A 1,223-nucleotide genomic window follows, 5' to 3' on the forward strand; every position below is an offset into this window, starting at 1 on the left:
TGTAGTGACCCCTAAAAGTTAGAGTTTTATATTACGCAGCTAGTTGGCTGGTGTGAAGACGGTATTGTACCGGACTCATGCCAGCCAATTTCTGTTTAATTCGTTTGTTGTTGTAATAATGAATGTACGTCTTGATCGCTTGTTCCAATTCTTCGTACGTACGAAGCGGTTCACCATAATACATTTCTTGCTTCAATAAGCCGAAGAAATTTTCCATGGGCGAATTGTCTAGACAGTTTCCTTTTCGGGACATGCTTTGGAACACGTGGTGTTCTTTAAGTGTAGTGACCCAATGTGAATGTTGATAGTGCCAGCCTTGGTCCGAGTGAATGGTCGTGCGATATTTTGCATCTTTCACGATATCAAGTGCTTCTTCTAACGGCTTCATCACAAAATCAAGGGTAGGATGCATACTGATACCGTGGGAAAGAATCTCTCCGTTGTACATATCCATCATTGGACTAAGATAGAGTTTACGCCCATCTGCACACTTAAACTCCGTGATATCTGTTGTGAGTTTTTGATAAGGGATTGGCGTGTTAAAGCGTCGGTTCACTCGGTTCTTTGACACTGTACCGATGGTACCTTTGTAAGAACTGTAGCGGCGTGATTTTCGAATGAATTTCGCACCTTTCAATCCGAGCTTGCGCATAATTCGCTGCACCTTTTTATGATTCACTCGGATCCCACGATTCTTTAATTCTAAGTGGATTCTGCGATACCCATAATTGCCGTTGTGCTCATCAAAAATAGATTGGATGGTTTCCTCCATCTGCTGATTGGGATTTTCTAACTTGAACCGTTTAACATGGTAGTGATAAGAAGATTCCGGAATTCCTACAATTTGAAGCACGTCAATCAGTCGGAATTCTTCTTTGAGTTCGTATGATAACGTTGCTTGTGCTTTTCGAGATAGCCGTCCGGATCCATCTGAAAAGCTTTTAACTTTTTTAGGTACGCTACCTCTAGACGTAGGAGTTCATTCTCCCTTTCTAATGTCTGTTCACGCGTCATTTCATTCTCTGAAGTAGTCCTAGTGCTTTTAACGTTCTTTGCTTTATCCGTCATGGGTGGCCGTCCTCTCGGTTGGTCCAGGGCTTCTGCACCTCCTTCAAGGAATTTCTTGTTCCATGAAGAGATCATAGGAGGATTCGTTAATCCAAAATGAAGTGCGGTTTCATTTAAAGAAGTACCTGTCCTTTTCATAAAGCTTAGTACATCGA

General features: G+C 42.0%; 1 protein-coding gene and 1 pseudogene. Both read right to left on the minus strand.

The genetic code is table 11. The annotated features are described in order from the left end of the window. Positions 1–31: 31 nt before the first annotated feature. Positions 32–865 (minus strand): annotated as a pseudogene (locus tag H7J92_RS17385) (IS3 family transposase); the annotation flags it as partial. Continuing rightward, positions 859–1,223 (minus strand): helix-turn-helix domain-containing protein (locus H7J92_RS17390; RefSeq protein WP_221838273.1); only part of this gene is annotated, 365 nt, incomplete at its 5' end. The gene H7J92_RS17390 and the pseudogene H7J92_RS17385, both read right to left, overlap by 7 nt.

It is taken from the genome of Sporosarcina aquimarina, assembly GCF_019748715.1.
GTDB lineage: Bacteria > Bacillota > Bacilli > Bacillales_A > Planococcaceae > Sporosarcina > Sporosarcina newyorkensis.